We start from the raw sequence: 24895 nt of genomic DNA, 5'->3' as shown, positions 1-24895 counted from the left end.
AAGCGCAACCAAGTGTGAAAATAGTGATGCTGAAGATGTTCCTAGAAAGGTTAATCATGGCGAATACTAACTACAACGCACCGCTTACATTGCAACTTTATTTGGCCGCTGCATTCTTTTTTGGCACCTATGGCGGACGCGTATGTCCGATGCTCAGTACGCTCAGCGTTTACGAAGTCATTTTGCACTGCGCCGTGGTGTTTACCTTCATTTATTTAGTGCGCCACTTTATTCTCGCGACACACCCGCTAATTGCACAAAACCGCCAAGCTAAGCTGGATACGATTTTATTTACTGCGGTTAGCATCCCTTTCGCGGCTTATTACAACCTTCAGTATGACTTTACGTTCGATAGCAATGTAAAGGTCTTGTTTGGCATGGGGCTATTTGGCTTCCTGACAGGTTCTATCCTTCAACTGCAAAGCAAATTGGCTCAATTTAATGACTTGCGCCAGCAAAACCAATTCGATTTTGTCCTCTCAGGGCAACGTCAATCTATGGTCAAACAGATGATCGGGATGATGATCGCTTTGCTGATTACCTTAACGGCGATTTTGACCATGGTCGCTGTAAAAGACATTTATTGGCTAGAACAGAATCCGGAACAAATCGCCAATGGATTAGGGAAAATTAGTTTCATTAAGGAGCTGGTTTACATAGCTCTTGTCGTTGGTGGATATGTGATCGCGATAATGATTCTTTGGACTCGCTTAATGCGGAAGATTTTGTTTAGTCAAGAACAAGCATTATTGGAAGTCACTCAAGGCAAGGTGACTCAACGCCTTCCTGTATTCCAACATGATGAGCTGGGCTCAATGGCCTGTCTCACCAACCAAATGCTAGACAGCTTGCAAGTTTCGCAAGACGAGGTGAAAACGACGCGTGACGTTGCCATTGTCAGCTTATCTGCCTTGGCAGAGTCTCGCGATAACGAAACTGGCGCACATATCATGCGAACGCAGGAATACGTCAAAGTGCTGGCAGAGCACTTAAGTCAGTTTGAACAGCATCGTATGTTACTCACTCCCAATTACATTGAACTGTTGTATAAATCGGCCCCACTTCACGATGTGGGTAAAGTCGGCGTGCCTGATAGCGTGTTACTCAAACCGGGAAAATTGACCGATGAAGAGTTTGAGATCATGAAGGGCCATGCTGAAATTGGTGCCGAAGCGTTGTCAATTGCAGAAAAACAGCTAGGAAGTAGCTCATTTTTGCGAGTTGCGAAAGAGATCGCGCTAACACACCACGAAAAGTGGGATGGAAGCGGTTATCCGAACCAACTTTCGGGAGAAGCAATCCCACTATCTGGTCGACTCATGGCGTTGGCAGATGTCTACGACGCGCTAATTTCAAAACGCGTTTACAAGCCAGCGTTCAGTCATGACAAGGCGAAAGCGATCATTCTTGAAGGCAGTGGTAAACATTTCGACCCTCAAATCGTCGATGCTTTTCTTGCTGTCGAAACACAATTTCAACATATCGCTCATCAATATCAAGATGAGCAAAACATAGCCGCTTAGTTATTTATCCCCCCTCTTATAACGCATCTTAAGAGGGGTTTTTATGTCAAAAGCATTGGTTATGTTAGATTTCTGTTTCAAATCAAAACTTTTTTAAGTTTTCTTTTCACTAACTGTTGTAACGAATATTGCTGAAAGGTATAAATGTCAGCAGACCCCTTCGATTAACATGGATGAAGATTATGTTTGAAAAAGTAGTTGCCGCTCCGGCCGACCCTATTCTTGGACTGACTGAAGAGTTTAAAAAAGATGCTCGCGCTGAAAAAATTAACCTAGGCGTTGGTATTTACAAGAACGAACAAGGCGAAACCCCTGTTCTTGCGACTGTTAAAAAAGCCGAAGCCGCACTGATTGAAACTGAAAAAACCAAATCTTACCTAACAATCGAAGGTACAGCAGAATACGGTCTAGCAGTGCAAAAACTGCTTTTCGGCGCAGATGCTGAAATCGTTGCTGGTAAGCGTGCTAAAACAGCACAAGCACCAGGTGGTACAGGCGCTCTGCGCGTTGCTGGCGAGTTCATCAAGCGTCAACTTGGCGAAGTGAAGATCTGGATCAGCAACCCAACGTGGGCAAACCACAACGGTGTATTCACTGCTGCTGGCATTGAAACCGCACAATACAGCTACTACAACGCTGAAACAAAAGACAAAGACTTTGATGCGATGCTGACAGATCTGCAAGCTGCATCAGAAGGCGATGTCGTTCTTCTGCACGGCTGCTGCCACAACCCTACAGGTATCGATCCAACGCCAGAAGAGTGGGAAACACTGGCTAAGCTAGTAGCAGACAAGAAACTGCTTCCTCTATTTGACTTTGCATACCAAGGTTTTGCAAAAGGTGTAGAAGAAGACGCGGCTGGCCTACGTATTTTCGCGAAATACAACAAAGAAATCCTAGTGGCGAGCTCTTTCTCTAAGAACTTCGGTCTTTACAATGAGCGTGTAGGTGCGTTCACTCTAGTTGCTGAATCAGAAGAAGTAGCAACAACTGCATTCTCGCAAGTGAAAGCGATCATTCGTTCTATCTACTCTAACCCACCAGCGCACGGCAGTGCTGTTGTGACTCACATTCTTGGCGATGCAGAATTGCGCGCAGAATGGGAAGCTGAAGTAGCAGAAATGCGTGACCGTATCCAAGAGATGCGTGAGCTGTTCGTTGCAACTCTGAAAGCAGAAGGTGTAGACGCGGACTTCAGCTTCATCGAGCGCCAAAACGGTATGTTCTCGTTCTCTGGTCTATCTAAAGAACAGGTGAACCGTCTGAAGGAAGAGTTTGCAATCTACATTGTTGGCTCTGGCCGTATCAGCGTAGCAGGCATGACGAAGTCAAACATGGGTCCTCTGTGTAAAGGTATCGCTGCGGTTCTATAATCGCCATCTAGCGAAAACCGCTTAAAAAGAGAAAAGGTCAGCAATTGCTGACCTTTTTAGTTTCTACTGTTTTGTTAAAACACCGCGATAGAAATCGCGATGTCTTTCTCTTCTGCTACTAGTAAATAAACTTGAAGCTAATGCCTACTTCATTGATGTGATCAGAGGGTTGGCCTTCATAATCCGTATCGCGGAATTGGTAGTAAAGTCCAGTACCGATAACATGATGCCACTGGTAGTTGAAGCCAATTTTGTAGTTGTTCTCGTCAACAATATCGCTGCGGTTTAAATGTACTTCCGCTGTTGCCATTAGCTTCTCGCTGAATAGATAATTCGCACCGATGGTGACACCTTGAATAAACTCACTGTCAGATGAAATGGTACGGTCTGTGTTGTCATCCGTTGCTTTCGCTTTGATCGCACCAAGGCCGTAAATACCATACACATCAAGCTGCTCATTGATGCCATAACGATAACCACCACCAAACATTAAACGGTCGATACGTAAAGTGAAGTCGTCTGGGTGGAAAAATTGTGCGGAATAATCCACATTGAGTAGCCAATTATCACGAACCAAATAATTACCACCCAACCCTAGCGTCGTGGCGTTGGAATTATCTAGCCATTCTTCGTTTGTGGTTCCGGCACCGACATCTAAATTGATGTGCTCGTAACCAAATTTTTCTGCTTGTTCTGCTTCTGAGGCAACGCTCATTATTGGTAATGCTACAAGAGGTGCAGCGAGTAATAGTCTTACCATTCTACTTCCTTCCATGAGTGTCATCCAAAACTCTTCTATAAACGCCATTGTATTGATTTAATTCGGCATCTTGATGACAGCGTAGCCGAATTAATTAGGATTTGCCGTGCGACTTGTCTGAATCTTATCATTGCGCACGAAAAACAGTGATCCGATAAGATTCTGTTTTAAAACTAAGTTAAGATTACCCTATCACTTGCAAACCAAAAGGCACCTTAATGGAAGCAGAACTTCTCGAGATATATAACTTTCTCGCCAAGTATCCCCCATTCAACGAGCTTCCGGAAGAAACGCTCACCAAAGTGACAGAGAACATCGAAATCTCTTACTACCGTCAAGACACTCCTATCATTCATTTCGGCGATCAGATCCACGATCTTTACATGGTTCGTAGCGGTGTAGTTGAAGTCTATCGACGTAAAGGTGAACTGTATAACCGGCTCGACGAAGGCGACCTTTTTGGTCAGATGGGTCTTCTAACCAACAACAAAGTTCGCTTTCCAGTAAAAGCGATTGAAGACTCCCTGCTCTACTGCATTCCTCAAGATATCTTCCAAGAACTGTACGATAACTTCGATTCATTCGCAGATTTTGTTGAAGTAGAAAACAGTGCTCGTTTGCGCCAAGCGGTTTCAGAGAACAACGACGCGAACGATCTAACGACCTCGAAAGTAAAAACACTTCTCACACGCGATGCGCCAACCATCGAGCGCGGTCAAACGATTCAAGAAGCCGCACAATTAATGGCGCAAGATAATGTGTCATCACTGTTGATCGTTGATCCTGATTTTGTGCTCGATGAAGACGATCCACAATCCCCTGTCGTCGGTATTATCACCGACCGCGATTTATGTACCCGCGTCTTGGCAGAAGGGTTGTCGCCTCTCGATGAAGTATCAACGGTCATGACGACCGAGGTTATATCTCTCGATCACAACGCTTACGTTTATGAAGCGATGCTAACTATGCTTCGTTACAACGTTCACCACTTGCCGGTTGTAAAAGATCAAATGCCTATTGGCATCATCGAAGCGACCGACATTGTTCGTTACGAATCGCAAAACTCACTGTTGTTAGTAAGTAGCATCTTCCAACAACAAACCATCGAAGATTTGGCCATTGTCGCTGACGAAGTGAAAAGCAGTTTTGTTCGTCTGGTTAACGAAGACGCCAACTCTCACATGGTCGGCAGTGCGATGTCGGTCATTGGCCGAAGCTTCAAGCAACGCCTGCTCGAAATGGCAGAAGAAGAATTGGGCCCACCGCCAATCCCTTACTGTTTCCTAGCCCTTGGTTCTATGGGCCGTGATGAGCAGCTATTGGTCACAGACCAAGACAACGCCATCATTCTCGACGATACCTACCAAGAGGAAAAACACGGGAAATACTTCGAAGCACTCGCACAATACGTTAGTGATGGTTTGAACGTGTGTGGCTACAAATATTGTACCGGTGACATCATGGCGACCAACCCAGAGTGGCGCATGACACGTTCAGAGTGGGAAGCGTGCTTCGCCGATTGGATTGACGACCCGAACCCGAAAGCCTTGCTCAATGCGTCTATCTTCTTCGATTTAGATGGCGTTTATGGGCGTTTAAAATGGGCAGAACAATTGACGAGTTTCATTGTTCGACGCGCACGTAAGAACAACCGCTTCCTCGCATGCTTGGCTCGTAACGCGTTGAATCGAACCCCACCACTGGGCTTCTTTAAAGACTTTGTGATGGAAAAAGATGGCCAGCACAAAAACTCGATCAACTTGAAACGTCGCGGTACAGCTCCTCTTGTGGACTTGATTCGTGTTCACTCGTTGGCGGTGGGGTCACGCGCTCAAAACTCATTTGAACGACTCGATGACATCATTGATGCGGGCATTTTGCCGAAAGGCCGTGCTCAGGATTTGAAAGACGCGATGGAGTTCATCTCTATGGTACGTATCCGTCACCAAGCGATCGATGTCGAATTGGGTATTGAACCAGATAACAACATTGAGCCAGAAAATCTGTCGGACTTCGAACGACGTAACCTAAAAGATGCGTTCCAGATCCTCAGCAATGGTCAGAACTTCCTTAAGTTCCGTTATCAGGCCAGCAACAAGTTTAAGTGAGGCGTGGAATGATAAAAAAGTTGTTTCAAAAGCCGACCATTCAATGGCATACCAAGTTTCAACACAAGTTGGAGCAAGCGAAAGATGATCGGTTAATTGCCTTTTATGGAAAGGCGTTACCCGCGCCGGAAACCCCGCTGTCCCAAGTGGAATTCGTGGCACTCGATTTCGAAACGACGGGCTTAAATCCGCAAAAAAATGGCATCATCACCATAGGTTTGGTGCCTTTTAATCTCAATCGAATTTTCTTGCGCCAAGCGAAGCACTGGAAAGTACGCCCACAAGAAAAACTCGATGAGGAATCGGTCATCATTCACGGTATTACTCATAGTGAGTTGATCGACGCTCCGGATTTGGGTGAGATTTTAGGACCATTACTTGAAAGCTTGGCGGGAAAGATTGTCGTGGTGCATTACCGCCGTATTGAAAGAGAGTTTCTCGCTCAAGCGTTGCGCACTCGTATCGGCGAAGGCATTGAGTTCCCTGTGCTGGATACGTTGCAAATTGAAGAGGATATTCAACAAAGAACATCTGGTGGTTTGTGGAATAAGCTAAAGGGTAATAAGCCGAAATCCTTACGTTTAGCACAATCACGACGTCGCTATGGCCTTCCAGATTACACGCCACACCATGCGTTAACGGACGCCATTGCCACCGCTGAATTACTTCAAGCGCAAATTGCTCACCACTACAGCGAAAAGCAACCAATCAGTAGCTTGTGGCTGTAGCGAAGCGAGAAGCGAGAAGCGAGAAGCGAGAAGCGAGAAGCGAGAAGCGAGAAGCGAGAAGCGAGAATATTATCTCTAGATAAACAAAAAGGAGCCAATTGGCTCCTTTTCTCTTTTCATTAAACGCGAATATCAGCGCTTAACTAACACTCTAAGCTTACAGCTTGAAGCGTTTGATCTCTTGCTCTAGCTCGTGAGAAAGCTCAGACAGATGCGCCGCTTGCTCTGCTGCTTGGTGCGCTTCAACAGAAAGCTCGTTAGACACGTCACGAATGCCTTCAGTGTTACGAGTGATTTCTGTTGTCACAGACGCTTGCTCTTCCGCTGCAGACGCAATTTGCGTTGCCATGTCGCTGATGCGCTCTACCGCTGAGTGAATTTGAGTAAGGCTCACTGCAGCTGAGTTTGCATCATCAACACTGGTGTCTGCTAGACGACGACTGTCATCCATAATGCCTACCGCTTTCGCTGTTGTGCCTTGTAGCATCTCAATCGTTTCTTGAATCTCTTGAGTAGAAGCATGAGTACGTTGGCTCAGAACACGAACTTCATCCGCAACTACCGCAAAACCACGACCTTGCTCACCCGCACGCGCCGCTTCGATAGCTGCGTTTAGTGCTAGTAGGTTAGTTTGCTCTGCAATGCCTTGGATAGTCGAAAGAATCGTGTTGATTGCGTTACCGTGTGCTTCTAGCTCTTGAATCACGTTGGTTGCAACTTGTACTTCTTGCGCTAGGTTTTGGATAGAGCCTTGCGTTTGAGTCACTTGGCCTGAACCGTGAACACATGCTTGAACCGCTTCTTCAGAGCTTGATGCTGTGTTATCTGCGTTACCTGCAATCTCTTGCGTCGCTGCGGCCATTTCGTTAACAGCCGTCGCGACCATGTTGATTTCGTCTTGCTGGTAAGAAATACGCTGACTACGCTCGTCAGCTTGTTGAGCCGTTGTGCGCGCTTGCTCAGAAAGAGCAGATGACACATGGCTTAACTTGGTTACCATCGTGTGCATATTGCCAACAAAGCGGTTGAAGTTGTCAGCCAGTTTACCGACTTCATCATCACTGCGTGGTTCAAGGCGTTGCGTTAGGTCACCTTCACCCGATGCAATCTCTTCAAGCGCTTGTGATACTCGGCCAAGGTCGCGGAACAAGAAGCCCACTAACCAAGATACGGCCACAATCACCACAATCGTAATCAGTACCGCAGTAATCAGCATTTCACGCAGTAGTTGCGCGTGGCTTGCTTCTTCTGTTGCGCGGTCCATTTCAATCGCGAACATCCAGTTTGTGCCAGGTACTTTACTGAAGTAATAGAGCTTATCTTTGCCCTGAATGGTTGCCGTTTCAATTGAGCCCGTGTTTGCTGCACGTTCAATGGAATCTTTCGTAAATTCTTTAGATAGGTCAGTGATTGGCTTAAGCGTTAAGCTTTTGTTTGGATGAGCAAGGAAAGTTCCGTCATTCATATCGATCAGCATTGCGTGCGCATTTTCACCCGCATCTAAGCTGATAACATCATTGATCAACTGATCAATCAGTACGTCAGCACCAACAACACCAACAAACTTACCGTTTTTCATTACAGGTTCTGCAATGGTAACCAGTAGCGCGTTAGTGATCGCATCTTGGTAAGCTTCAGTGATGATCTGCTTACCTGCTGCATTTGCATCTTTGTACCAAGGGCGAGTACGAGGATCATAGTCTGCACGGTTACGTTCTGGATGAGAACGGTACATGCCACCTTCCGGAGTACCTAGGAAGATATCGTCAAAGCCCCCCGCTTTGCGCGCTTGTTGTAAGAAAGGCACCACGTCTTGCTCTGTTGAGTAGTCGTTGAAAGCCGTTGCAATGTCTTTGCGAATCGCAACCCAGTCAGAAATACCTTCTGATGCTGCGTTACTTAGGCTTTGTGCTCGTGAATAGACACCTGAACGCGTCTGATCAAACAATTGACCAGCCGACAGCCAAGTCAGTGCTGTTGCCATCACTACAACAGCAGATAGGCTTGCGCCAATTAGCTTTTGTTTTAATGATAATTTCATAATTATTTTAAGAGGTTGGGAGAACAGTTAAGGTGGCTGAATATTACACATTTCTGACAAAGTAATCACGAAGATTATTCACAAAATTAAGACAATAACCTGTTGTAAAATAAAGAATTTACTTCGTCATTTTTTTGGCAAGCGTCAGAAAAATCGCACAAAAAAAGCCAGCATTCCGCTGGCTTTTTAACTCGTTAATATCTAACGATATTTATAAATCACATCAATTACTGACGTTCTGTTCTCATGCCCATCAATAGGCTGACACACATTGCAAGCAAAACGAATGTGAATGGTAACGCGGTAGAGATAGCACCAGCCTGCAGCGCTTGAACCGCTTCTGAACCACCAATCCACAGTAGTGCAACCGCAATCGCACCTTCCATAAACGCCCAGAATACACGTTGTAGAACTGGCGCATCCACTTTACCACCAGCAGTAATACTGTCGATAACCAGTGAGCCAGAGTCCGATGAAGTGATGAAGAATACCAATACCAACACAACAGCAATGATAGACAGCATGTTACCGAATGGCAGAACATCAAACATTTGGAACATCGCTAGTGATACGTCAGTTAGACCGTTTGCACCTAGCTCACCCACATTGTTGATCACTTGATCGATAGCTAGACCACCGAATACTGACATCCAAATTAGTGTTACCGCTGTAGGAACAATCAGTACTGCCGTGATGAATTCACGAACTGTACGACCACGAGATACGCGAGCGATGAACATACCTACGAATGGTGACCATGAAATCCACCAAGCCCAGTAGAATACTGTCCAACCTTGGAACCAAGCTTCGTCAGTACGACCAAACGGGTTGCTCAGTGGAACCAAGTTTTCTATGTACGCCATAAAGGTGGTAGGAATTGAACCTAAGCTCACAGCCCAACCAATCAAACCAACAAGGATAAGCAGTAGGAACGCAATAACCATGTTGATGTTACTGATGACCTTTACACCACCATCGATACCACGGATTACCGAAACAACCGCAAGTAACGTCACAATCGTAATAACGACGATCTGTAGGCCTAGACCCGGCTCCACACCAAACACGTGGTGAATACCACTCGCTGCTTGTTGTGCACCAAGACCTAGAGACGTTGCAAGACCAAATAGCGTTGCTAGTACTGCAAGGATATCAACAATATGACCTGCCCAACCCCACGCGCGATCGCCCAACAATGGGTAGAAGATCGAACGCATAGAAAGCGGAAGGCCTTTGTTGTAAGTAAAGAAAGCTAATGATAGTGCTACGACACCGTAGATTGCCCATGGGTGTAGACCCCAGTGGAACATTGTCGCGCCCAGTGCAAGCTTTGCAGCCTCTGGGGTATTGGCTTCAACACCGAGAGGCGTTTCGTACCAACCAGTGAAGTAAGCTACAGGCTCTGCCACACTCCAGAACATCAAACCGATACCCATGCCTGCCGCGAATAACATCGCAAGCCAAGACATGAAAGAGTAATCCGCTACCGCATCTTTACCACCAAGGCGAATCTTACCCATTGGTGACACAATCAAAGCTAAACAGAAGATTACGAAGATGTTGCCTGAAAGGATGAACAGCCAGTCAAATGAGCTAATGATTTTTAGCTTAATGCCATCCAACGCTGTTTTTGCGGTATGTGCATCAAGCACCAACGCCGCGATAAGAAATAGTGCAATGAAACCAGCACTGATACCAAAAACAGGATTATGTACGTCAAAACCCCATTTCTGGACGTTGTCTTGACCAACCGTATAGTCGGTACTGTCGATACTGTACTTATCTATACCTTTTGTCATTGTTCCTCTCTTTTGTGTTCTCGTTTTTCGGCAGCAAACCAAAAATTCATTCGAACACGATACATTTTATTTTCCATGAAAGTGGAAGATCCTACCATTTGAGGCGTTTTTGTCTATCTTTTGCTGATAAAAAATCCAATAACTTACTTTTCAATCAGAAAAATCCACCAAAAAAAGCGAAAACAACCACGACAATAATTAGACCACAAACATTTATTACTATAATAATTCTAGCCGTTACTTTTTTACCCGCCGAATACCCTTAAAAACAATAAGGAGAGCCAAGGCAAATAATTGAAAATTGGTGTCGCGATCCCTAACTAAGCCCTTTTAATAACAACGCTTTTGAGTTAGTGTCGCCTCGTTACATGATCCCTTAATGACTGGATTACGAAATTGGAAAAGTACGAAGAAGTCTTGGTCTCGATTCGTCAGATCATCCGCGCTATTGATTTACATTCAAAGAAGTTGAGCAAAGAGTCTGGTTTGACGGCTCCTCAGCTGATTCTAATGCGTGCTATTAGTGAACTTGATAACGTCACTATCAAGCAATTGTCTAGCCATACCAACATGAGTCAGGCAACGGCTACGACTATCCTTGACCGTTTAGAGCGCAATCAACTTGTCGAACGACGCCGTAGCGTAGAAGACAAACGTAAAGTTCATGCTGTCTTGACGGAAAAAGGCCAAGAAGCGCTTAAACAAGCTCCGACGCCATTGCAAGAGCACTTCATCAGTCGCTTCCAAAAGCTTGAAGAGTGGGAACAAAGCTTGCTGCTATCTTCTGTTCAGCGCATCTCTACCATGATGAACGCAGAAGACATCGATGTTGCGCCAATGCTTGAACTAGGCAGCATCACTAAACCAGAATAAGCTTCTCTGTGCGCTCATGACTCCCATCGGTGATGAGCGCGTTTGCCCTTCTCTTACTCTATCAATCCTGTTTCAAACGCATATTTCGCTAGCTCAGCAGTCGAATGTAAGTCCAGCTTATGTTTAATGTTGTGACGATGCGTTTCCACCGTTCGATAACTGATATCCAAAAGCGTAGCAATCTTTTTACTACTATTCCCCTGTGCGACTAATTTAAGTACCGCTTCTTCGCGGCGACTCAGTGGATTAGGCTTTTGTGCCGCAGGTACAACATCTTGAGTAAACAGTGTTTGGGTGACAGATTCACAAAAATACGTCGAACCTTGATTCACGGTTTTAATCGCTTGAACCATCTTGTCGGCTGAGATTTCTTTCAACATATAACCGACTGCTCCGGCTTGCATCACCTTCATGATGTATTCGCGATTGTCGTGCATAGTCAGCATCAGAATTTTACTTTCCGGGCGTTCTTCCTTAATCACACCTGTTGCTTCTATCCCATTCATAATGGGCATGCTGATATCCATTAAGATGACATCCGGGTTGAGCACTTTTGACACTTCAATGGCTTCAAGCCCATTGCTTGCTGTGCCTATCACATCAATATCAGGTTCCAATTCCAGACGCGCCATAAACCCATCCAGTACAACCTGATGATCGTCCACAATCACCACACTAATTGGTTTATCCATAAACTAATCCATCCAAATCTAACAATACGGTGATTTCCGTTCCCAACCCTGGTTCGCTCATCAATTCAAACTCGCCGCCAATAAACTCGACACGCTCACGCATGTTGCGCAGACCAATCCCCTGGCGGTGTACCGATTGATTGACCATAAAGCCAATACCATCGTCCCGTATCAGTAATTGCAGCATATTGCCCATTTTTTGCAAAATAACGGTGACCTTTTTTGCCTTGGCGTGCTTTTCAATATTATTCAACGATTCCTGAGCAACGCGATATAGCGTGGTCGCCACTTCCGATTTCAGCTTAACCTGCCCTGTATCGAAATGGCTGTCGATGTCCATACCAGAATGGGAATGAAAGTCCTGCAATAACGTAGAAAGCGCCGCCTCTAGGCCGATGTCATCCAAGGCGCTCGGGCGAAGTTGATGGGAGATATGGCGCACTTCGTTAATTGCGGTGATCAACGAACGCTGAGATTTGTCGAGGTGGGATTTGAGCTTTTCATCTTCAATACGATGCCCCATCAAATCGAGATGGCATTTACTTGAAACCAACAACTGATTGATACCATCATGCAGCTCTCTAGCTAGGTGCTTTTTCTCATCCTCTTGGAACATCACCGTTTTATGGGCCAGTTCTTTAAGGTTTTTATCCGCTAAGCGATGCTCATGGAGGTTGATAGCGAGGGTTAAAACAATAATCACAGCGACCGTGACAACCAAAATCACAACTACGGTAAAGAAAGTCGTCTCGATATTCTGATTCACCGCAGCGCGCATGTTGGCAACTTCACGGCTCACATCCTCTATGTACAACCCCGTGCCAATCATCCATTCCCATTTATCAAGCCATGCGGCATAGCTTAACTTAGGCACGACTTCACCTGTGGAGGGTTTCTGCCAAAGGTATTGATGGAAACCGCCGCCAAGTTGGGCTTGATAAAGTAACGCCTCAATCAGGTGATCGCCGTTTTCATCTTGGATGTGAAGTAAGTTCTGCCCCACGAGATCAGGCAGAATCGGATGGACTAAATTAGTACCGTGTTTATCGTAAGCGAAGAAGTAACCATCTGAGCCATAGCGAAGGCGGTTCAGGATGGCTTTTACACGTTCTTTGGCAACATGCTCGTCGATAGTAGAGTCGTTATAGATGTGAGAAATCGCATCGAAAGCCAGATCAACGGTATCTTTCAATGCCACTTCTTTTGATTGGATCAGACTTTGGTGAAAGATCTCCACTTCGCGTTGACCCAACGTTTTCGCTTGGTAGATGGAAATCCAACTGATGCTTGCTGACACCAAAACCACTGGGATCAATGCCAGCAAGATTAATTTGGCTTTGAGAGGCATCCTTTCCTCCAATGAAACGCTGATTAGCTTAATAACTAATCAGCTTAACAACTTGTCTCAAAAGGTAAAAACTCTCAGGTCACAAAAACCTCGTTCCCCGACGACATCATGGCTTTTATGACATGCCGTAAAAGCTTGGGAAGAACAACAGGGAAGCCAGAACCACGATTTGAATCGCGATAAATGGCATAACGCCTCGATAGATATCACGAGTTGTCACACCCGTTGGTGCTACACCTTTTAAATAGAACAAGCTAAATCCAAATGGTGGTGTGAGGAATGAGGTTTGAAGGTTCATGGCAATCAAAATCGCAAACCATGTCATGTTGATACCCATTAACTCAGCTACAGGCGCAATGATCGGCACGATGATGAAACAGATTTCTACAAAGTCGATAAAGAAACCGAGAATAAGAATCACCAACATGGTAATGATCAAAAAGCCCCACTTCTCACCCGGAAGCTCTAGCATCCACTCTTCTACCAAGTAGTCGCCGCCCGTGTAGGTAAATGCCATCGAGAATGCCGTTGCACCCAGTAGAATCGCGAAAACCATCGCTGTGACTTTTACCGTCTCTTTTGATGCTTCATACACCATTGACCAGCTGAACTGTTTGTAAAGTAGCGAAAGTACAATCGCACCAGCACCGCCTAGCGCCGCTGATTCGGTCGGCGTGGCAATACCAGCAAAGATAGAACCCAAAACCACAATGATCAGTGCTAAAGGTGGCAAAACGGCTTTGAGCGCGGTAATCACCTCTTCCTTACGGCTGATGGATTCATCACGTTCGATAGGTTGAGCTGCCTCAGGGTTGAGCTTGGCGTAAATCAAAATATAGATAACGTATGCACCAACCAGCATTAAACCCGGCCAAATCGCGGCTTGGAAAAGGTCTCCGACTGGCACCCCCAACACATCACCAAGAAGAATTAGAACAATAGAAGGTGGAATAATTTGCCCAAGCGTGCCTGACGCACAAATGGTGCCGCATGCCAAACCTTTGTCGTAGTTGTACTTGAGCATCACTGGCAAAGAGATCAACCCCATTGCCACTACTGATGCACCAACCACGCCCGTCGATGCTGCAAGCAGCGCACCAACCAAAACCGTTGAGATAGCGATACCGCCACGAATACCACCAAACAAACGCCCCATCGACTCAAGCAACTGCTCTGCCAGTCGGGTCTTTTGTAAAACCAACCCCATGAAGACAAACAGAGGTACTGCCATCAATACCGTGTTTTCCATGATGGATTGAATGCGATATGGCATGAATGCAAACATCTCGATGCCTTCTGCCCATACGCCGAAAATTAATGCAATGCCGCCAAAGGTAAAGGCAACAGGAAAACCGAGTAGTAACGCAAACAGCGCTACAAAAAACATCACTATACCGATCATGCTGAATTCCTTTTACGACTTACCGTTGTTACCGGCATAGATAAGATGAGGGTTAACAATTTTATTGATGGAATGAAGCAGTAAGCCCATACCACTGATCGCCATAAACAAGAATGAGAGTGGAATCATGGCTTTTATGATCCATCGATATGGTAAACCGCCAGGGTCTCCAGACGTTTCTCCAAGAGCGAAACTCTCTTTGGCAAAATCGATACCGAACCAAGCAACCAATAGGCAGAATGGGAAAAGAAAAAGTAACGTGCCTAAGATATCGATGATGGATTGCGCTTTATACGATAAGCGCTCATAGAAAATGTCGACTCGAACGTGACCACCGGATTTAATCGCGTATGGCACACCCAATAAAAATACAGCGGAAAATAGATGCCACTCCATTTCTTGGAAGGCGATGGATACGTCATTAAACACGTAGCGCATAACAACGTCGTACACCACGTTCGCTAATAACAAAACAAATAGGATGCTGGATAACCACCCCAGAAAATCACCGAAGCGGTTAAAGATTCGCTCAATATAAATAAGGCTTCTCATTCCGAACTCCATGGAACGTGTGGGATTGGCTCCGCTGGTTCGCGGAGCACTTGTTATAGTCTTCTCTAAGAGAAGTTTTTCTTGGGCTTCTTTTGCTGGCTAAATCGCTCGCGCTAGCCAGCATGTCGAAGTTATTGCTGAGCTTGGCTGTTTAGGTAAGCTCGGTGTGAGATATCAGACCAAGGACGCACTTGTTCGATGTAGCTTGCTTGAGATTCTTGAATCTCTTTCGCTAGCGCATCTTTTTCTGCGTGCTGTTTAAGTAGACGTTCGTTCGCTTCACGTAGCGCTGAAATAACTTCAGGCGGGAAGTCTTTTACTTGAACATCAGGGTATTCCGATTGAATTGATGCCCAGTTCTTACCACTCTCGTGCTTAGACTGAGTGTACATGTCGTACGCGGCGGCTTTCATCGCCACTTGAAGGATCGCTTTCAAATCATCTGGTAGACGTTCCCAAGTACGCTTGTTCACTAGGAACTGCAGCTCAGTGCCCGGCTCATGCCAACCTGTGTAGTAGTAAGGCGCAATTTTGTGGAAGCCCATACGTAAATCAAGAGAAGGACCTACCCACTCCAATGCATCAATCGTACGACGCTCAAGCGAGGTGTATAGTTCGCCCGGTGCAATGTTGGTTGGCTTCGCACCTAGCTCAGCAAGGATTTCACCTGCAAAGCCTGGGATACGCATTTTCAGACCTTGCAGGTCATCGACTGATTTGATTTCTTTCTGGAACCAGCCACCCATTTGGGTATCCGTGTTACCACCAGGGAAAGATAATAGGTTGTGCGGGGAGTAAACTTTTTCCATCAACTCCATACCGCCACCGTAGTAGAACCATGCGTATTGTTCTGTTGGCAACATACCGAAAGGCATAGAGGTAAAGTAAAGGGTGTTTGGTACTTTGCCTTTCCAATAGTAAGACGCCGAGTGACCCATATCGTATTGACCGGATTTCACCATATCAAATACACCAAGTGGTGCTTTGTGTTTGTTTGCAGAGTCAATGCGGATTTGTAAGCGTCCGTTTGACATTTCTTCCGCCATTTTTGCCATGTTCTTTGTTGCGTCACCAAAGATAGGGAAGTTTGGCCCCCACGTCTCCGCTAGTTTAAGGCGGTATACTTTGTCATCAGCAGCATGAGCAGAAGTTGCTACGAATGCCATCGTCGCGACCATTGCTGTCGCCTTGAGCACTCGTTTCAGAGATTTTTGGATAAGACTCATCGTTCACGTCCTTTGTCACCAAGATTATTGTTGTCATCCATTACATAAGGATTCGCTATAGAAGATGGGACATTACATGGAAGTAAGAAATGGGCATGAACACGCAACAAAAATGCACTTAAACGTGAGCCTTAGCCATTAGTATTACGTAGTTATACGTAATCTTTTTAATATCAAATTGCAGGAGCTTTTATTATTCAGATAGTTAACTGAAAAGCCATATCATCAAAATCTGATAAAGCACGTACGTAGTTGACTGCGAAAGAATTTACACAGTATTTAATAAAATGTGACAAATGACGGAATTGTATAGTTAGAATACTCAGTTATAAATGAGCGAAAAGCGTTTTTTGGGCAAAAAAATACCCCGACTGGAGTCGAGGTATTCAATTAAGAAACAGAATTACAGCGGTAATTAAACTGCTTTATAGATAACTTTGTTACCTGCTAACTGCTCTTTTTGAACTAGGTTTTCTTCAAGAAGCTTCTTCAGTGCGCCAGTAGCCCATGATGCCGCTTTAGTGTCTTCTTGACCTGCAGCTAGACCAATACCTTTAGGGTTGATACCTTCAGCATTTGCTACAACGATATCTAGAACTTGTTGTTGCTTAGGAGTTAGTGCAACCTCAACAGTTTTCGCTGCAGCTACTTTCTTCTCAGCTACTGCTTTCTCAGCAACAGGTTTTGCCGCTTTTGGTGCCGCAGCTACGTTTGCTACTGTCGCTTTAATGCGTTTTTGCAGTTTCATCTGCACTTTACGCTTATGAGCAAGTCTCATTGAATATTTCTCCAGTTCACTGCATCTCAGCAGGGATGAAAATTTGAAGCGCGTTTTATACCAAAATTCATCAGCGATTTGTAGGTTTTAGCGGCGAAACGCGATGAAAAATGCGCTCACTGCATAGAACGTCTACTATTTAATCAGATAAATTGTGAACGGATTTATTGAATACTGGGTATAAAAACAGAGGTTCTTTGTTCTTGATAGGCAAACAATTGAATATCAAGAAACATGTGTCTCAACGCCATTGTTCATTGAGGTTGAAAGCATGGAAACGCTGCATCTAAGTAACTCACATTTCAAATCCGACTCCCCCATCAACAAACTGATCATGTTTATGGTCGTTACCATCACCATGTTTCTGGTTTTGATTGCGCCGGGATGGAAACAAGCGATGTTGTCGGTCGTACTGATGGCCATCATCGTTGGCTTTGCCATCATCATGATAAAAAAGAGCCAAGTCTCTTTCACCCTTACCGCCTCCCACTTTCAACAACACCTCTTTAAAGGCGGCTGGGTGGTGCGCTGGAAAGACATCGACTCCATCGGCATTTGCACATACGAACAAGAAGGCTGGCACCAACCCCTTCCTTGGATAGGGATTCGGTTGAAGCATTACTCACCTTATCTCAACGCGATTTGTCCACGTATCGCGACGGAAATCTTGCTTGGGCAAAGAGCCCTTCTTTATTTAGGAGCAAAACAAAATAATTGCGAAACAAAGTTTGAAGACATGGTGTTAGACCCCACTCCTTACATCAATAAAGAAGGGATGCACTATGAGGGCCTACAAGCGATGCTAGCGAATAGAATGAAATATCAAAGACGATTTTATGGCTACGACGTGTTTATCTCAGCCAGTGATTTGGATAGAGAAGCGGAAGAGTTTGTGGGATTGGCTCGACGTTACCTAGCGGCCGCCGAGCCAGATGCTTAATTCAAAGACGCCTTAGTAAAGCGGCATTTCGTCAGCAACGAACGGGTTTGTTTTGCGCTCGTGACCAAATGTCGACTGTGGACCATGACCTGGTACGAAAGTAACATCGTTGCCGAGCGGCCATAACTTCTCTTTGATCGAGCTAATCAGCGTGTTGAAGTCACCTTGTGGGAAATCTGTGCGACCAACGCTACCGTTAAACAGAACGTCGCCGACAAACGCCAAGCGTGCTTCTTCGCTGTAAAGCACTACGTGACCCGGTGTATGGCCCGGAGTGTGAATCACGTTTAGGGTTTGATTACCAAAAGTGACCTTGTCACCTTCATTTAGCCACTGATGCGGTTCAAACGCTTCAGTCAGTGGGAAACCAAACATTTGGCTCTGACCTTCTAAACCTTGCAACCAGAAGTTATCTGCCTTGTGTGGGCCGACAATCTCAGTACCACCTAACAGTGCAGACAGTGGCTCTGTACCACCAACGTGGTCCAAGTGGCCGTGTGTTAGCACTAGGTTTACTACTTCAACACCCAGTTCTTTGATCAGCATTGCGAGTTGCTTTTCATCACCACCTGGATCAACCACAATGCCCTTCATGGTTTCATCACACCAGACGATAGAACAGTTTTGAGAGAAAGATGTTACTGGAACAACTTGGTATTTCAGAGCCATAGATAACCTATACCGAATAAATTTGCATGAAAACTGCCGCAACTATGACACTAAGCCCTAGTGACTTCAAGCTTTGTACCATGGGTAATAGGCGACGTTCTGAGACGAGAAACCCTGTCTCAACTTGGCACTACCAAGAACGAACAGCACCCGTATCGATATGAACAAAGTTACTGCGTGGATAATAACCCACACCACCGGCTTTTAGGCTTAATGCCGCATCTCGAACTGTTGAAAGCTTCACGCCATCTAAACGGAAATCAATGGCCTTTCCTTCCATGTGCATGCTCTTTTTCGCCACACCTGAAGAACCATTACGCAATGATGCGTTAGTCAATGGAGAGCGATAGCCAGAGATCACAATCACCTCTGCTTCCGTGCCAATCAACTTTTGGATTTGACTGATCTGATCGAACAGACGTCGATCCATTGGATGAACTTCATTACGGCGATGATCACGACAAAACTGATCAAGACGCTTCAGCTCTTCGTCGACATAATTTGTGCCATTGAAGTAGCACGACTCCAACAACTCACCAGTATTGAGGTTATTCATCGCGAGAACACGAGGTTCATCAGGCAGAGATGCCCAAGACATACTTGGCATTGCTGAAGCAACAACGACACCACCAGCGGTCATTTTAAGAAAATCACGACGGGAAAAATTACGACTTACCATGAAAATACTGCTCAATTACTGTACGAGCAGCGGACATTACCGAAACCAATTTAACGCGTCAAATGCATAAATCGGTCCGGCTTGTCGTTTTTAGGCTGGTTTTTCTGTTTACTTATTGAACAGAAAACAGATTTTATGAATTGTAAATTTTTTTAAATTGAGAACGAATCTCACCCTTGATCATCGTATTGATAAATATCATCACGGTAGTACAAGGTGCCCTCTTCTAACCATGCGGTTTGATAGATGATATGCACTTGAATTCGTTCACTAAGTGGTACAGAGGTGTTAGAGCGACGACCATTTTGACGCTTCTTCGCTAGCCTTTCTTCCAGACCTTGAGTCTTGAAGAGTAACTCCGCCAATTGGTCAGCATGTTCGACACGAACGCAACCAGAACTGAACGCGCGACGATCTTGGTTAAACAGGTTTTTACTTGGTGTGTCGTGCAAGTATATCGCTTGTGGATTCGGCATATTGAATTTATACAGACCCAAAGCATTGTGTGAACCCGATGACTGTCTCATACGATATGGGAAAGTTCTTGGGTTCACGGTTGCCCAGTTGATAGTTGTTGGATCAATGATCTCGCGCGATGTCCAAGAGCGAATAATCTGGATGTTGTGTTGCATCAGATACATCGGATTGCGTTTCACCTTTGGAATGATGTCTTTCACCATGATCTTCCACGGCACATTCCAAGTAGGGTTTAAGATCACTGAGTCCAATGTACCTGTCATGATTGGCGTCTTACGTGATGCTTTCCCTACGACAACTTTAGATTCAAACAACGGCTGCCCATCATGCCAATAAGTCACTTCATATCCGGGAACGTTAACGAATACCACGTTGTCGCGCTCTTTTGCCCAAATACGAGAACGCTCGGCGTTTAAGGCTAATGAGTGCAAACGTTGCTGTGGTGAGAAGTTAATCCAACGAATCGTATTGGGACCGATGATGCCGTCTTGTTTCAAGCCATGAATACGTTGGAACTCCATCACCGCTAGCTCTAGGTTTTCATCATAGAGTGTGGTTTCAGTATCCAAATGCCCAACATCAACACCCACAATCTGCATTCGAGCAATCATGCTGGCTTTATCAAACAACTCATCCCCAACTCGGGCTAAACGTTGATCTTGTTGATAAAGAGGGAACTCAAACTTGGCGTAAGTCGACAAAGATGCATATGCAGTATTGAACGATTCGTCCATTTGCAAAGGTGAGCGCAACTCAGCAAGGAACTCGTCTAACTTTCCGACTGTGATTTCATTACTCAGTAACGAGAGCGTCTCAATACTCGGCGCAGGGAAGCTAACATTACCTTTGTTCGCAAATAACCAATTGATGCCCTCTTCTGGAACCTGCTCTAGGTACGAAAGATACATGAGTAATGAGTCACTCATTACAAGATCGAAATCAAGCTTGTCGCCTTGTTCACGCACTTGTTCTATGCGGCGCAGTTGGTTGTCAAACTCTTGAGTCACATCTGCTAACGCAACGAGCTTAAGCTGAAAAAGGAGTTGTTCTACATCGCTTTCGTTTTCCCAGTTCAAGCGATAATTAGTGCTTTGATACAGTTGATCAATTACATCTGGGTAATGGATCATTTTTTCTACAGACAGCTGATCAACCGCCCCCTCTTGCTCTGTTTGTGCAGAAGCATCGAGAGAAACTACTGTTGAAAAGCTGCAAAACGGCACCAAAAGTGCCGTTATCATTAGGAGTCTAGCAATCACTGAAACGATCCTTCCGTTACATGCCATAAAAAAAGTATGGCAAATATCTCACGGGTTGCAGCTTTAAAATTAAGAATCTGAAGACGAAAACGACAACAAAATTCTCAATAAGTGCTTACTCAATGATCTTTCTAGATAATTCTCGACCAATGGTTATCCCATTGCACACCGCTTGCGAAGGTACTTTTTGATTCTTCAGGCCTTTGTTCGACCACTTTTCCCGCGCCAGAACTGACTCGGAATTCATCACCGTAGGTCACAACACCAGAGGCGTCTGGTAACGCACTTAGCTCTACCAATTTGCCAGTAGATTTAGACCATATACCATAACAACTGCCCGGAGGCGAAGTGGCTAAGATCCATTCATCGGTTGCTGCAATACTCGCAACGTAGTGATTGAAACGCGCCCACTCTTCAGGTTCAGCTTGAAGATCTTGCATTTCACCACCACGCGTGTGCATGGCGATCAGGGCTGGATACTCGTCCGGCTCACCACGATATTGCTGACCACAAAGCACGGTTTCCGCACCATCATGGGCTAAGTGGCGAATACTCAGCTTATGATCGGGTAAAGACACTTGATCCAGTAGCTCCCCTTCCTGTGAAAGGTAACTCAGGCTCGGTCTCATGCTATCAAGATTGAGAGGTTCACGGCCATTAGTGTGTACGCCACCGACGCCAATCGCCAATGCGCCATCAGGCATCATGATCACTTCATGAGGGCCAAGGCCAAAACCCGTTAACTCATCGATTTTTTGATATTGCTTCTGCACATCATAAACACCAATGATCCCACGACTTGTCCCCCTCTCCCCTTCTGTGGCAAATAGCAACGTGCCATCATGGGAGTAAACGCCATGCCCATAGAAATGGCGATTTGGCTTTGCTAGTTGCAGTTTGATCATCTGCTCTGAGCGATAATCAAACACCATGAAGAAAGTTCCAGGTCGACGACCAAAGACTACGGCGTGGCCTTGTTGGTTTGTTGCTACACCATGTCCACGCTCAGGAATCGGCAATGAAGATAGCGGCATACCATGCTCATCCGCTACCACCGCTTCATATTTATCTCTGCCAATGATAGAGCAGCCGATCAACGCAGGCTCACGTGAGCTTGTTGAAGCACAACCAAATGGCATCATAGGCGTAGCCGCCCCGAATAGAGCGGCTTTCAGTAAGTTTCGGCGGGTTTGATCAGTCACCATCGGTTGCATTAAATCCTATAACCACGCCAAGCTCGATCGCGACTTCTTCGTGAATCAGGTACTTCAATTGCTCTAGCTTATTGTATTGAGCGAGCACCATGCGATAGCCTTCTTTTGTTTGTAGTGCAGCAAACAAGCTCTTATCTTCTGGCCAAGTTTCTAACGCCATTTCAAACTGATGAACAACACGGTCTGCGAGATCTGCATGGCCTTGCTCTCTAAGAAGCGCATCTAGACCATTCCCGTTAGCAAAGTACAACGCTTCCATCCCTTGAAGGTTGGATTTTAGGTTCGAAAGCGAGGTTTCTGAACGCCACGATTCTGAGAAATACGGGCGAGGCTTGCCAATCTTCGCTAGCGGTCGACTCAACTTCTTCATGCTGTATTCAAGCTGATTAGAGAGCAGTGAAATGTACTCAGATTCCCATTCCGTCATCTCTAGCGATTTCCAAGGATTCTCTGCCCAAGAATCCGCAATGATCTGCGCTTTGTTATCGAGGTTTTCTGCAATCGAAACGCCTGTCGCACAAGTATTGTTGTTGCTAGATAAGGTCGACGCTTTATCGTAAAGCAGCCATTCCAGTGCCCCTAAACCTTGCACGGTGACACTTTGGGTGGAAATATCTTCTGCACTCCAAGCTTGATCAGATTTCGTCAGTACAGACATCTTACGACCAGTGGTGTTCTTTTTATCTGGCCAAAACTGAACATTCCAGCTTTGCTCCAACGCCATAGCAGGGCCACGTTCTTGACCTTGTAACGCCATCCACGCAAGCATAGTTTGATGCCATTGCTGTTTTACTTGTGCATCATCTTTCGACTCTGATGCGCAGTAATCCGCGAAGCGTTGTTCAAGTTCTGTGGTTTGCGCTAAAAACGTCTGCGCTGATTGAAACTCGACCTCGTACACGCTTTGAGAAATATGGCTTGTACTCTCAGGCTTGGCTGAGCTCGAACCGACGGTCGATTGGCAACCAACCAAACTTAACGTTGCAGCAATCGCACTCACTAACAGTGTTTTTTTCATGGTTGCTTCCTTATAGAGAGTTCAGAAACGCAATCAATGCGTCACGTTCTTTTTTGTTCAGTGCCAAAACGTTTTGTTTCGCCGTTTCAGCTTCGCCGCCGTGCCACAACACCGCTTCCAACAGGTTACGAGCGCGGCCATCATGTAAGAAGTAAGTGTGTCCGTTTACTTCTTCGGTATAACCAATCCCCCATAGAGGTGCCGTTCGCCATTCACGGCCGTTTGCTAAGTATTCCGGACGGTTATCGGCTAAGCCTTCACCCATGTCGTGCAGAAGCATGTCTGTGTATGGATGGATGAGCTGCTCAGAAAGCGCTGGTAACTCTGGTCGCTTGACCGTTTTGACACTGGTTTTATGGCAGCTTTCACAACCAGACGCAGCAAAGATTTGCTGACCAAGTTTCACGCTAGGATCATTGATGTTACGGCGAATAGGTACGGCTAAGTGCTGGCTGTAAAACTCAACGAAGTCGAGAATATTTTCACTCACTTCTGGTTTGCCGCCATTTGGCATGTCGTCACAAATGCTTTGTTTCGAGGTGCAGTTTTCGTTCGGGAATAAATGGCTCGTAAGGCCCACATCACCATTGAATGCCGCCGCATTTTGCTGCATTAGCGTCGGTTGACCGGCTTTCCATCCAAAGCGACCAATCGAGAAGTCGTCCTTCTCAATATCCCACACCTTGTTTACTTTGCCTGAGATACCATCTTTGTTGGCATCTTGTTCGTCAGCCCAAGCGAGTAGCGTTTCGTCGGGAATACTCTCCAACAAGCCAAGACCGATCATTGGCGGTGCCACACGTGCTGAGAACTCAGTATCAGGGTGCATATCGCCGTAACCCAGATCGGTAATGTTCAAATGAGGTTTTCTTAGTGTCACCATCGTACCGTCTTTAAATTTCACTGGCACATCGGTGTAAGTAATTTCGATTTTGCCTTCTGGCGTTTGATCTTGCAGGGCGAAATCTTGAAGCTGGCCACCATAAGTCGGCTCAGGTATGCCACCATCTTTGATGAAGGCTTTCTTTTGTTCTGGCGTCATCGCAGGAATGCTTAAGCGCACTAACATAGACACGGCATGTAAATCATCTTTCTCTGGCGGATGACCTCGACCGTCTTTGATGTGGCAGTTCTGACAACCATTAGTGTTAAAAAGCGGGCCTAGGCCATCACGAGCGTCCGTTGACGCTGGCGCTTGTACCCAAGGGTTACGGAAAAAGCTGTTACCTACGCTAAAGTCGAGGCGCTTACTCATCGGCAGGTTGGCAGCAGGAAGAGAATAGGCGTTCGCGCCATCTTTTTTAACACTGGTTTTGCCACCAGACTTAACATCGTAAGCCATGGCAGAAGAAGAAAGGAACGCGGCTAGCGCAGAAATTAGGTATGGCTTCATATCATTGCTCTACATATACAACAAGGGTGATAACAACGAGCTC

21 protein-coding genes are annotated in these 24895 nt (G+C 45.6%); 6 read left to right on the top strand and 15 right to left on the bottom strand.

Annotation, left to right across the window (positions count from 1 at the left end):
- Positions 1 to 56 precede the first annotated feature (56 nt).
- Together A9237_RS14800 and A9237_RS14795 are read left to right on the top strand one after the other, a co-directional pair.
- Positions 57 to 1523: an HD domain-containing phosphohydrolase gene (locus tag A9237_RS14800; protein ID WP_078608726.1), complete on the top strand. Its 1467-nt coding sequence runs from the start codon at positions 57 to 59 to the stop codon at positions 1521 to 1523.
- A 182-nt stretch (positions 1524 to 1705) separates the two neighbouring features.
- Positions 1706 to 2896: an amino acid aminotransferase gene (locus A9237_RS14795; RefSeq protein WP_009706876.1), complete on the top strand. Its 1191-nt coding sequence runs from the start codon at positions 1706 to 1708 to the stop codon at positions 2894 to 2896.
- Positions 2897 to 3014: 118 nt separating this feature from the next.
- Here A9237_RS14795 and A9237_RS14790 read toward each other — a convergent pair whose 3' ends face one another.
- Entirely contained in the window at positions 3015 to 3656 is a 642-nt protein-coding gene (locus A9237_RS14790) for an outer membrane beta-barrel protein (protein WP_033005876.1), read from the bottom strand.
- A gap of 218 nt (positions 3657 to 3874) precedes the next feature.
- Between A9237_RS14790 and A9237_RS14785 the strand changes: the two genes are divergently transcribed.
- The gene (locus A9237_RS14785; protein ID WP_005438856.1) at positions 3875 to 5764 is read left to right on the top strand and encodes a DUF294 nucleotidyltransferase-like domain-containing protein; all 1890 of its coding nucleotides are present in this window, start codon (positions 3875 to 3877) and stop codon (positions 5762 to 5764) included.
- Positions 5765 to 5772: 8 nt separating this feature from the next.
- Complete coding sequence (locus A9237_RS14780) at positions 5773 to 6492, top strand: 3'-5' exonuclease (RefSeq protein ID WP_078608483.1); 720 nt, start codon at positions 5773 to 5775, stop codon at positions 6490 to 6492.
- A 157-nt stretch (positions 6493 to 6649) separates the two neighbouring features.
- On the opposite strand, the gene A9237_RS14775 is transcribed toward A9237_RS14780, so the two are convergent.
- Positions 6650 to 8533, bottom strand: a complete 1884-nt coding sequence (locus A9237_RS14775) for a methyl-accepting chemotaxis protein (RefSeq protein WP_078608482.1) — start codon at positions 8531 to 8533, stop codon at positions 6650 to 6652.
- Positions 8534 to 8760: 227 nt separating this feature from the next.
- Complete coding sequence (locus A9237_RS14770; RefSeq protein WP_005438862.1) at positions 8761 to 10332, bottom strand: BCCT family transporter; 1572 nt, start codon at positions 10330 to 10332, stop codon at positions 8761 to 8763.
- A 396-nt stretch (positions 10333 to 10728) separates the two neighbouring features.
- Between A9237_RS14770 and cosR the strand changes: the two genes are divergently transcribed.
- Complete coding sequence (gene cosR, locus A9237_RS14765) at positions 10729 to 11205, top strand: MarR family transcriptional regulator CosR (protein ID WP_005438864.1); 477 nt, start codon at positions 10729 to 10731, stop codon at positions 11203 to 11205.
- A 53-nt stretch (positions 11206 to 11258) separates the two neighbouring features.
- On the opposite strand, the gene A9237_RS14760 is transcribed toward cosR, so the two are convergent.
- The 6 genes from A9237_RS14760 to A9237_RS14735 all read right to left on the bottom strand — a co-directional run bounded on the left by A9237_RS14760 (position 11259) and on the right by A9237_RS14735 (position 17203).
- Complete coding sequence (locus tag A9237_RS14760; protein WP_009706881.1) at positions 11259 to 11897, bottom strand: response regulator; 639 nt, start codon at positions 11895 to 11897, stop codon at positions 11259 to 11261.
- Positions 11890 to 13245 carry a cache domain-containing protein gene (locus A9237_RS14755; RefSeq protein ID WP_005438868.1) on the bottom strand — a complete coding sequence of 452 codons (1356 nt, stop codon included), beginning with the start codon at positions 13243 to 13245 and terminating at the stop codon, positions 11890 to 11892. The genes A9237_RS14760 and A9237_RS14755 overlap by 8 nt, the downstream gene beginning before the upstream one ends.
- A gap of 115 nt (positions 13246 to 13360) precedes the next feature.
- Positions 13361 to 14647, bottom strand: a complete 1287-nt coding sequence (locus A9237_RS14750; RefSeq protein WP_078608481.1) for a TRAP transporter large permease — start codon at positions 14645 to 14647, stop codon at positions 13361 to 13363.
- A gap of 12 nt (positions 14648 to 14659) precedes the next feature.
- Complete coding sequence (locus tag A9237_RS14745) at positions 14660 to 15199, bottom strand: TRAP transporter small permease subunit (protein WP_078608480.1); 540 nt, start codon at positions 15197 to 15199, stop codon at positions 14660 to 14662.
- 131 nt (positions 15200 to 15330) lie between these two features.
- Positions 15331 to 16425 carry a TRAP transporter substrate-binding protein gene (locus A9237_RS14740; protein ID WP_020196510.1) on the bottom strand — a complete coding sequence of 365 codons (1095 nt, stop codon included), beginning with the start codon at positions 16423 to 16425 and terminating at the stop codon, positions 15331 to 15333.
- 415 nt (positions 16426 to 16840) lie between these two features.
- Entirely contained in the window at positions 16841 to 17203 is a 363-nt protein-coding gene (locus A9237_RS14735) for a hypothetical protein (RefSeq protein ID WP_005438876.1), read from the bottom strand.
- Between the two features lie 271 nt (positions 17204 to 17474).
- Between A9237_RS14735 and A9237_RS14730 the strand changes: the two genes are divergently transcribed.
- Complete coding sequence (locus A9237_RS14730) at positions 17475 to 18143, top strand: DUF2982 domain-containing protein (protein ID WP_078608479.1); 669 nt, start codon at positions 17475 to 17477, stop codon at positions 18141 to 18143.
- 12 nt (positions 18144 to 18155) lie between these two features.
- Here the strand turns inward: A9237_RS14730 and A9237_RS14725 are convergent, their stop codons facing one another.
- The 6 genes from A9237_RS14725 to A9237_RS14700 all read right to left on the bottom strand — a co-directional run bounded on the left by A9237_RS14725 (position 18156) and on the right by A9237_RS14700 (position 24852).
- Positions 18156 to 18812 carry an MBL fold metallo-hydrolase gene (locus A9237_RS14725; protein WP_005430620.1) on the bottom strand — a complete coding sequence of 219 codons (657 nt, stop codon included), beginning with the start codon at positions 18810 to 18812 and terminating at the stop codon, positions 18156 to 18158.
- A gap of 130 nt (positions 18813 to 18942) precedes the next feature.
- A complete protein-coding gene (gene mepK, locus A9237_RS14720; RefSeq protein ID WP_038895173.1) occupies positions 18943 to 19491 on the bottom strand; it encodes a peptidoglycan L,D-endopeptidase MepK in 549 nt (182 codons plus the stop codon).
- A 170-nt stretch (positions 19492 to 19661) separates the two neighbouring features.
- Positions 19662 to 21227 carry a L,D-transpeptidase family protein gene (locus A9237_RS14715; protein WP_456303372.1) on the bottom strand — a complete coding sequence of 522 codons (1566 nt, stop codon included), beginning with the start codon at positions 21225 to 21227 and terminating at the stop codon, positions 19662 to 19664.
- A gap of 131 nt (positions 21228 to 21358) precedes the next feature.
- Complete coding sequence (locus A9237_RS14710; RefSeq protein WP_078608478.1) at positions 21359 to 22441, bottom strand: DUF1513 domain-containing protein; 1083 nt, start codon at positions 22439 to 22441, stop codon at positions 21359 to 21361.
- Complete coding sequence (locus tag A9237_RS14705; RefSeq protein ID WP_078608477.1) at positions 22422 to 23459, bottom strand: imelysin family protein; 1038 nt, start codon at positions 23457 to 23459, stop codon at positions 22422 to 22424. The genes A9237_RS14710 and A9237_RS14705 overlap by 20 nt, the downstream gene beginning before the upstream one ends.
- Positions 23460 to 23469: 10 nt before the next feature.
- Positions 23470 to 24852: a di-heme oxidoreductase family protein gene (locus tag A9237_RS14700; RefSeq protein ID WP_078608476.1), complete on the bottom strand. Its 1383-nt coding sequence runs from the start codon at positions 24850 to 24852 to the stop codon at positions 23470 to 23472.
- Between the last annotated feature and the right edge of the window lie 43 nt (positions 24853 to 24895).

The sequence above is a fragment of the Vibrio owensii genome, assembly GCF_002021755.1.
Lineage (GTDB): Bacteria > Pseudomonadota > Gammaproteobacteria > Enterobacterales > Vibrionaceae > Vibrio > Vibrio owensii.
This window is presented reverse-complemented; position numbering and strand designations above follow the sequence as displayed.

What these genes read in the sequence shown, in the direction of transcription:
- A9237_RS14785 (WP_005438856.1), top strand. Translation starts at nt 3,875, where the DNA reads ATGGAAGCAGAACTTCTCGAGATATATAACTTTCTCGCCAAGTATCCC.
- A9237_RS14755 (WP_005438868.1), bottom strand. Translation starts at nt 13,245, where the DNA reads ATGCCTCTCAAAGCCAAATTAATCTTGCTGGCATTGATCCCAGTGGTT.
- A9237_RS14700 (WP_078608476.1), bottom strand. Translation starts at nt 24,852, where the DNA reads ATGAAGCCATACCTAATTTCTGCGCTAGCCGCGTTCCTTTCTTCTTCT.
- A9237_RS14740 (WP_020196510.1), bottom strand. Translation starts at nt 16,425, where the DNA reads ATGAGTCTTATCCAAAAATCTCTGAAACGAGTGCTCAAGGCGACAGCA.
- A9237_RS14735 (WP_005438876.1), bottom strand. Translation starts at nt 17,203, where the DNA reads ATGAGACTTGCTCATAAGCGTAAAGTGCAGATGAAACTGCAAAAACGC.
- A9237_RS14705 (WP_078608477.1), bottom strand. Translation starts at nt 23,459, where the DNA reads ATGAAAAAAACACTGTTAGTGAGTGCGATTGCTGCAACGTTAAGTTTG.
- A9237_RS14750 (WP_078608481.1), bottom strand. Translation starts at nt 14,647, where the DNA reads ATGATCGGTATAGTGATGTTTTTTGTAGCGCTGTTTGCGTTACTACTC.
- A9237_RS14795 (WP_009706876.1), top strand. Translation starts at nt 1,706, where the DNA reads ATGTTTGAAAAAGTAGTTGCCGCTCCGGCCGACCCTATTCTTGGACTG.
- A9237_RS14710 (WP_078608478.1), bottom strand. Translation starts at nt 22,441, where the DNA reads ATGCAACCGATGGTGACTGATCAAACCCGCCGAAACTTACTGAAAGCC.
- A9237_RS14790 (WP_033005876.1), bottom strand. Translation starts at nt 3,656, where the DNA reads ATGGTAAGACTATTACTCGCTGCACCTCTTGTAGCATTACCAATAATG.
- A9237_RS14780 (WP_078608483.1), top strand. Translation starts at nt 5,773, where the DNA reads ATGATAAAAAAGTTGTTTCAAAAGCCGACCATTCAATGGCATACCAAG.
- A9237_RS14745 (WP_078608480.1), bottom strand. Translation starts at nt 15,199, where the DNA reads ATGAGAAGCCTTATTTATATTGAGCGAATCTTTAACCGCTTCGGTGAT.
- A9237_RS14760 (WP_009706881.1), bottom strand. Translation starts at nt 11,897, where the DNA reads ATGGATAAACCAATTAGTGTGGTGATTGTGGACGATCATCAGGTTGTA.
- A9237_RS14800 (WP_078608726.1), top strand. Translation starts at nt 57, where the DNA reads ATGGCGAATACTAACTACAACGCACCGCTTACATTGCAACTTTATTTG.
- A9237_RS14725 (WP_005430620.1), bottom strand. Translation starts at nt 18,812, where the DNA reads ATGGCTCTGAAATACCAAGTTGTTCCAGTAACATCTTTCTCTCAAAAC.
- A9237_RS14770 (WP_005438862.1), bottom strand. Translation starts at nt 10,332, where the DNA reads ATGACAAAAGGTATAGATAAGTACAGTATCGACAGTACCGACTATACG.
- mepK (WP_038895173.1), bottom strand. Translation starts at nt 19,491, where the DNA reads ATGGTAAGTCGTAATTTTTCCCGTCGTGATTTTCTTAAAATGACCGCT.
- A9237_RS14730 (WP_078608479.1), top strand. Translation starts at nt 17,475, where the DNA reads ATGGAAACGCTGCATCTAAGTAACTCACATTTCAAATCCGACTCCCCC.
- A9237_RS14775 (WP_078608482.1), bottom strand. Translation starts at nt 8,533, where the DNA reads ATGAAATTATCATTAAAACAAAAGCTAATTGGCGCAAGCCTATCTGCT.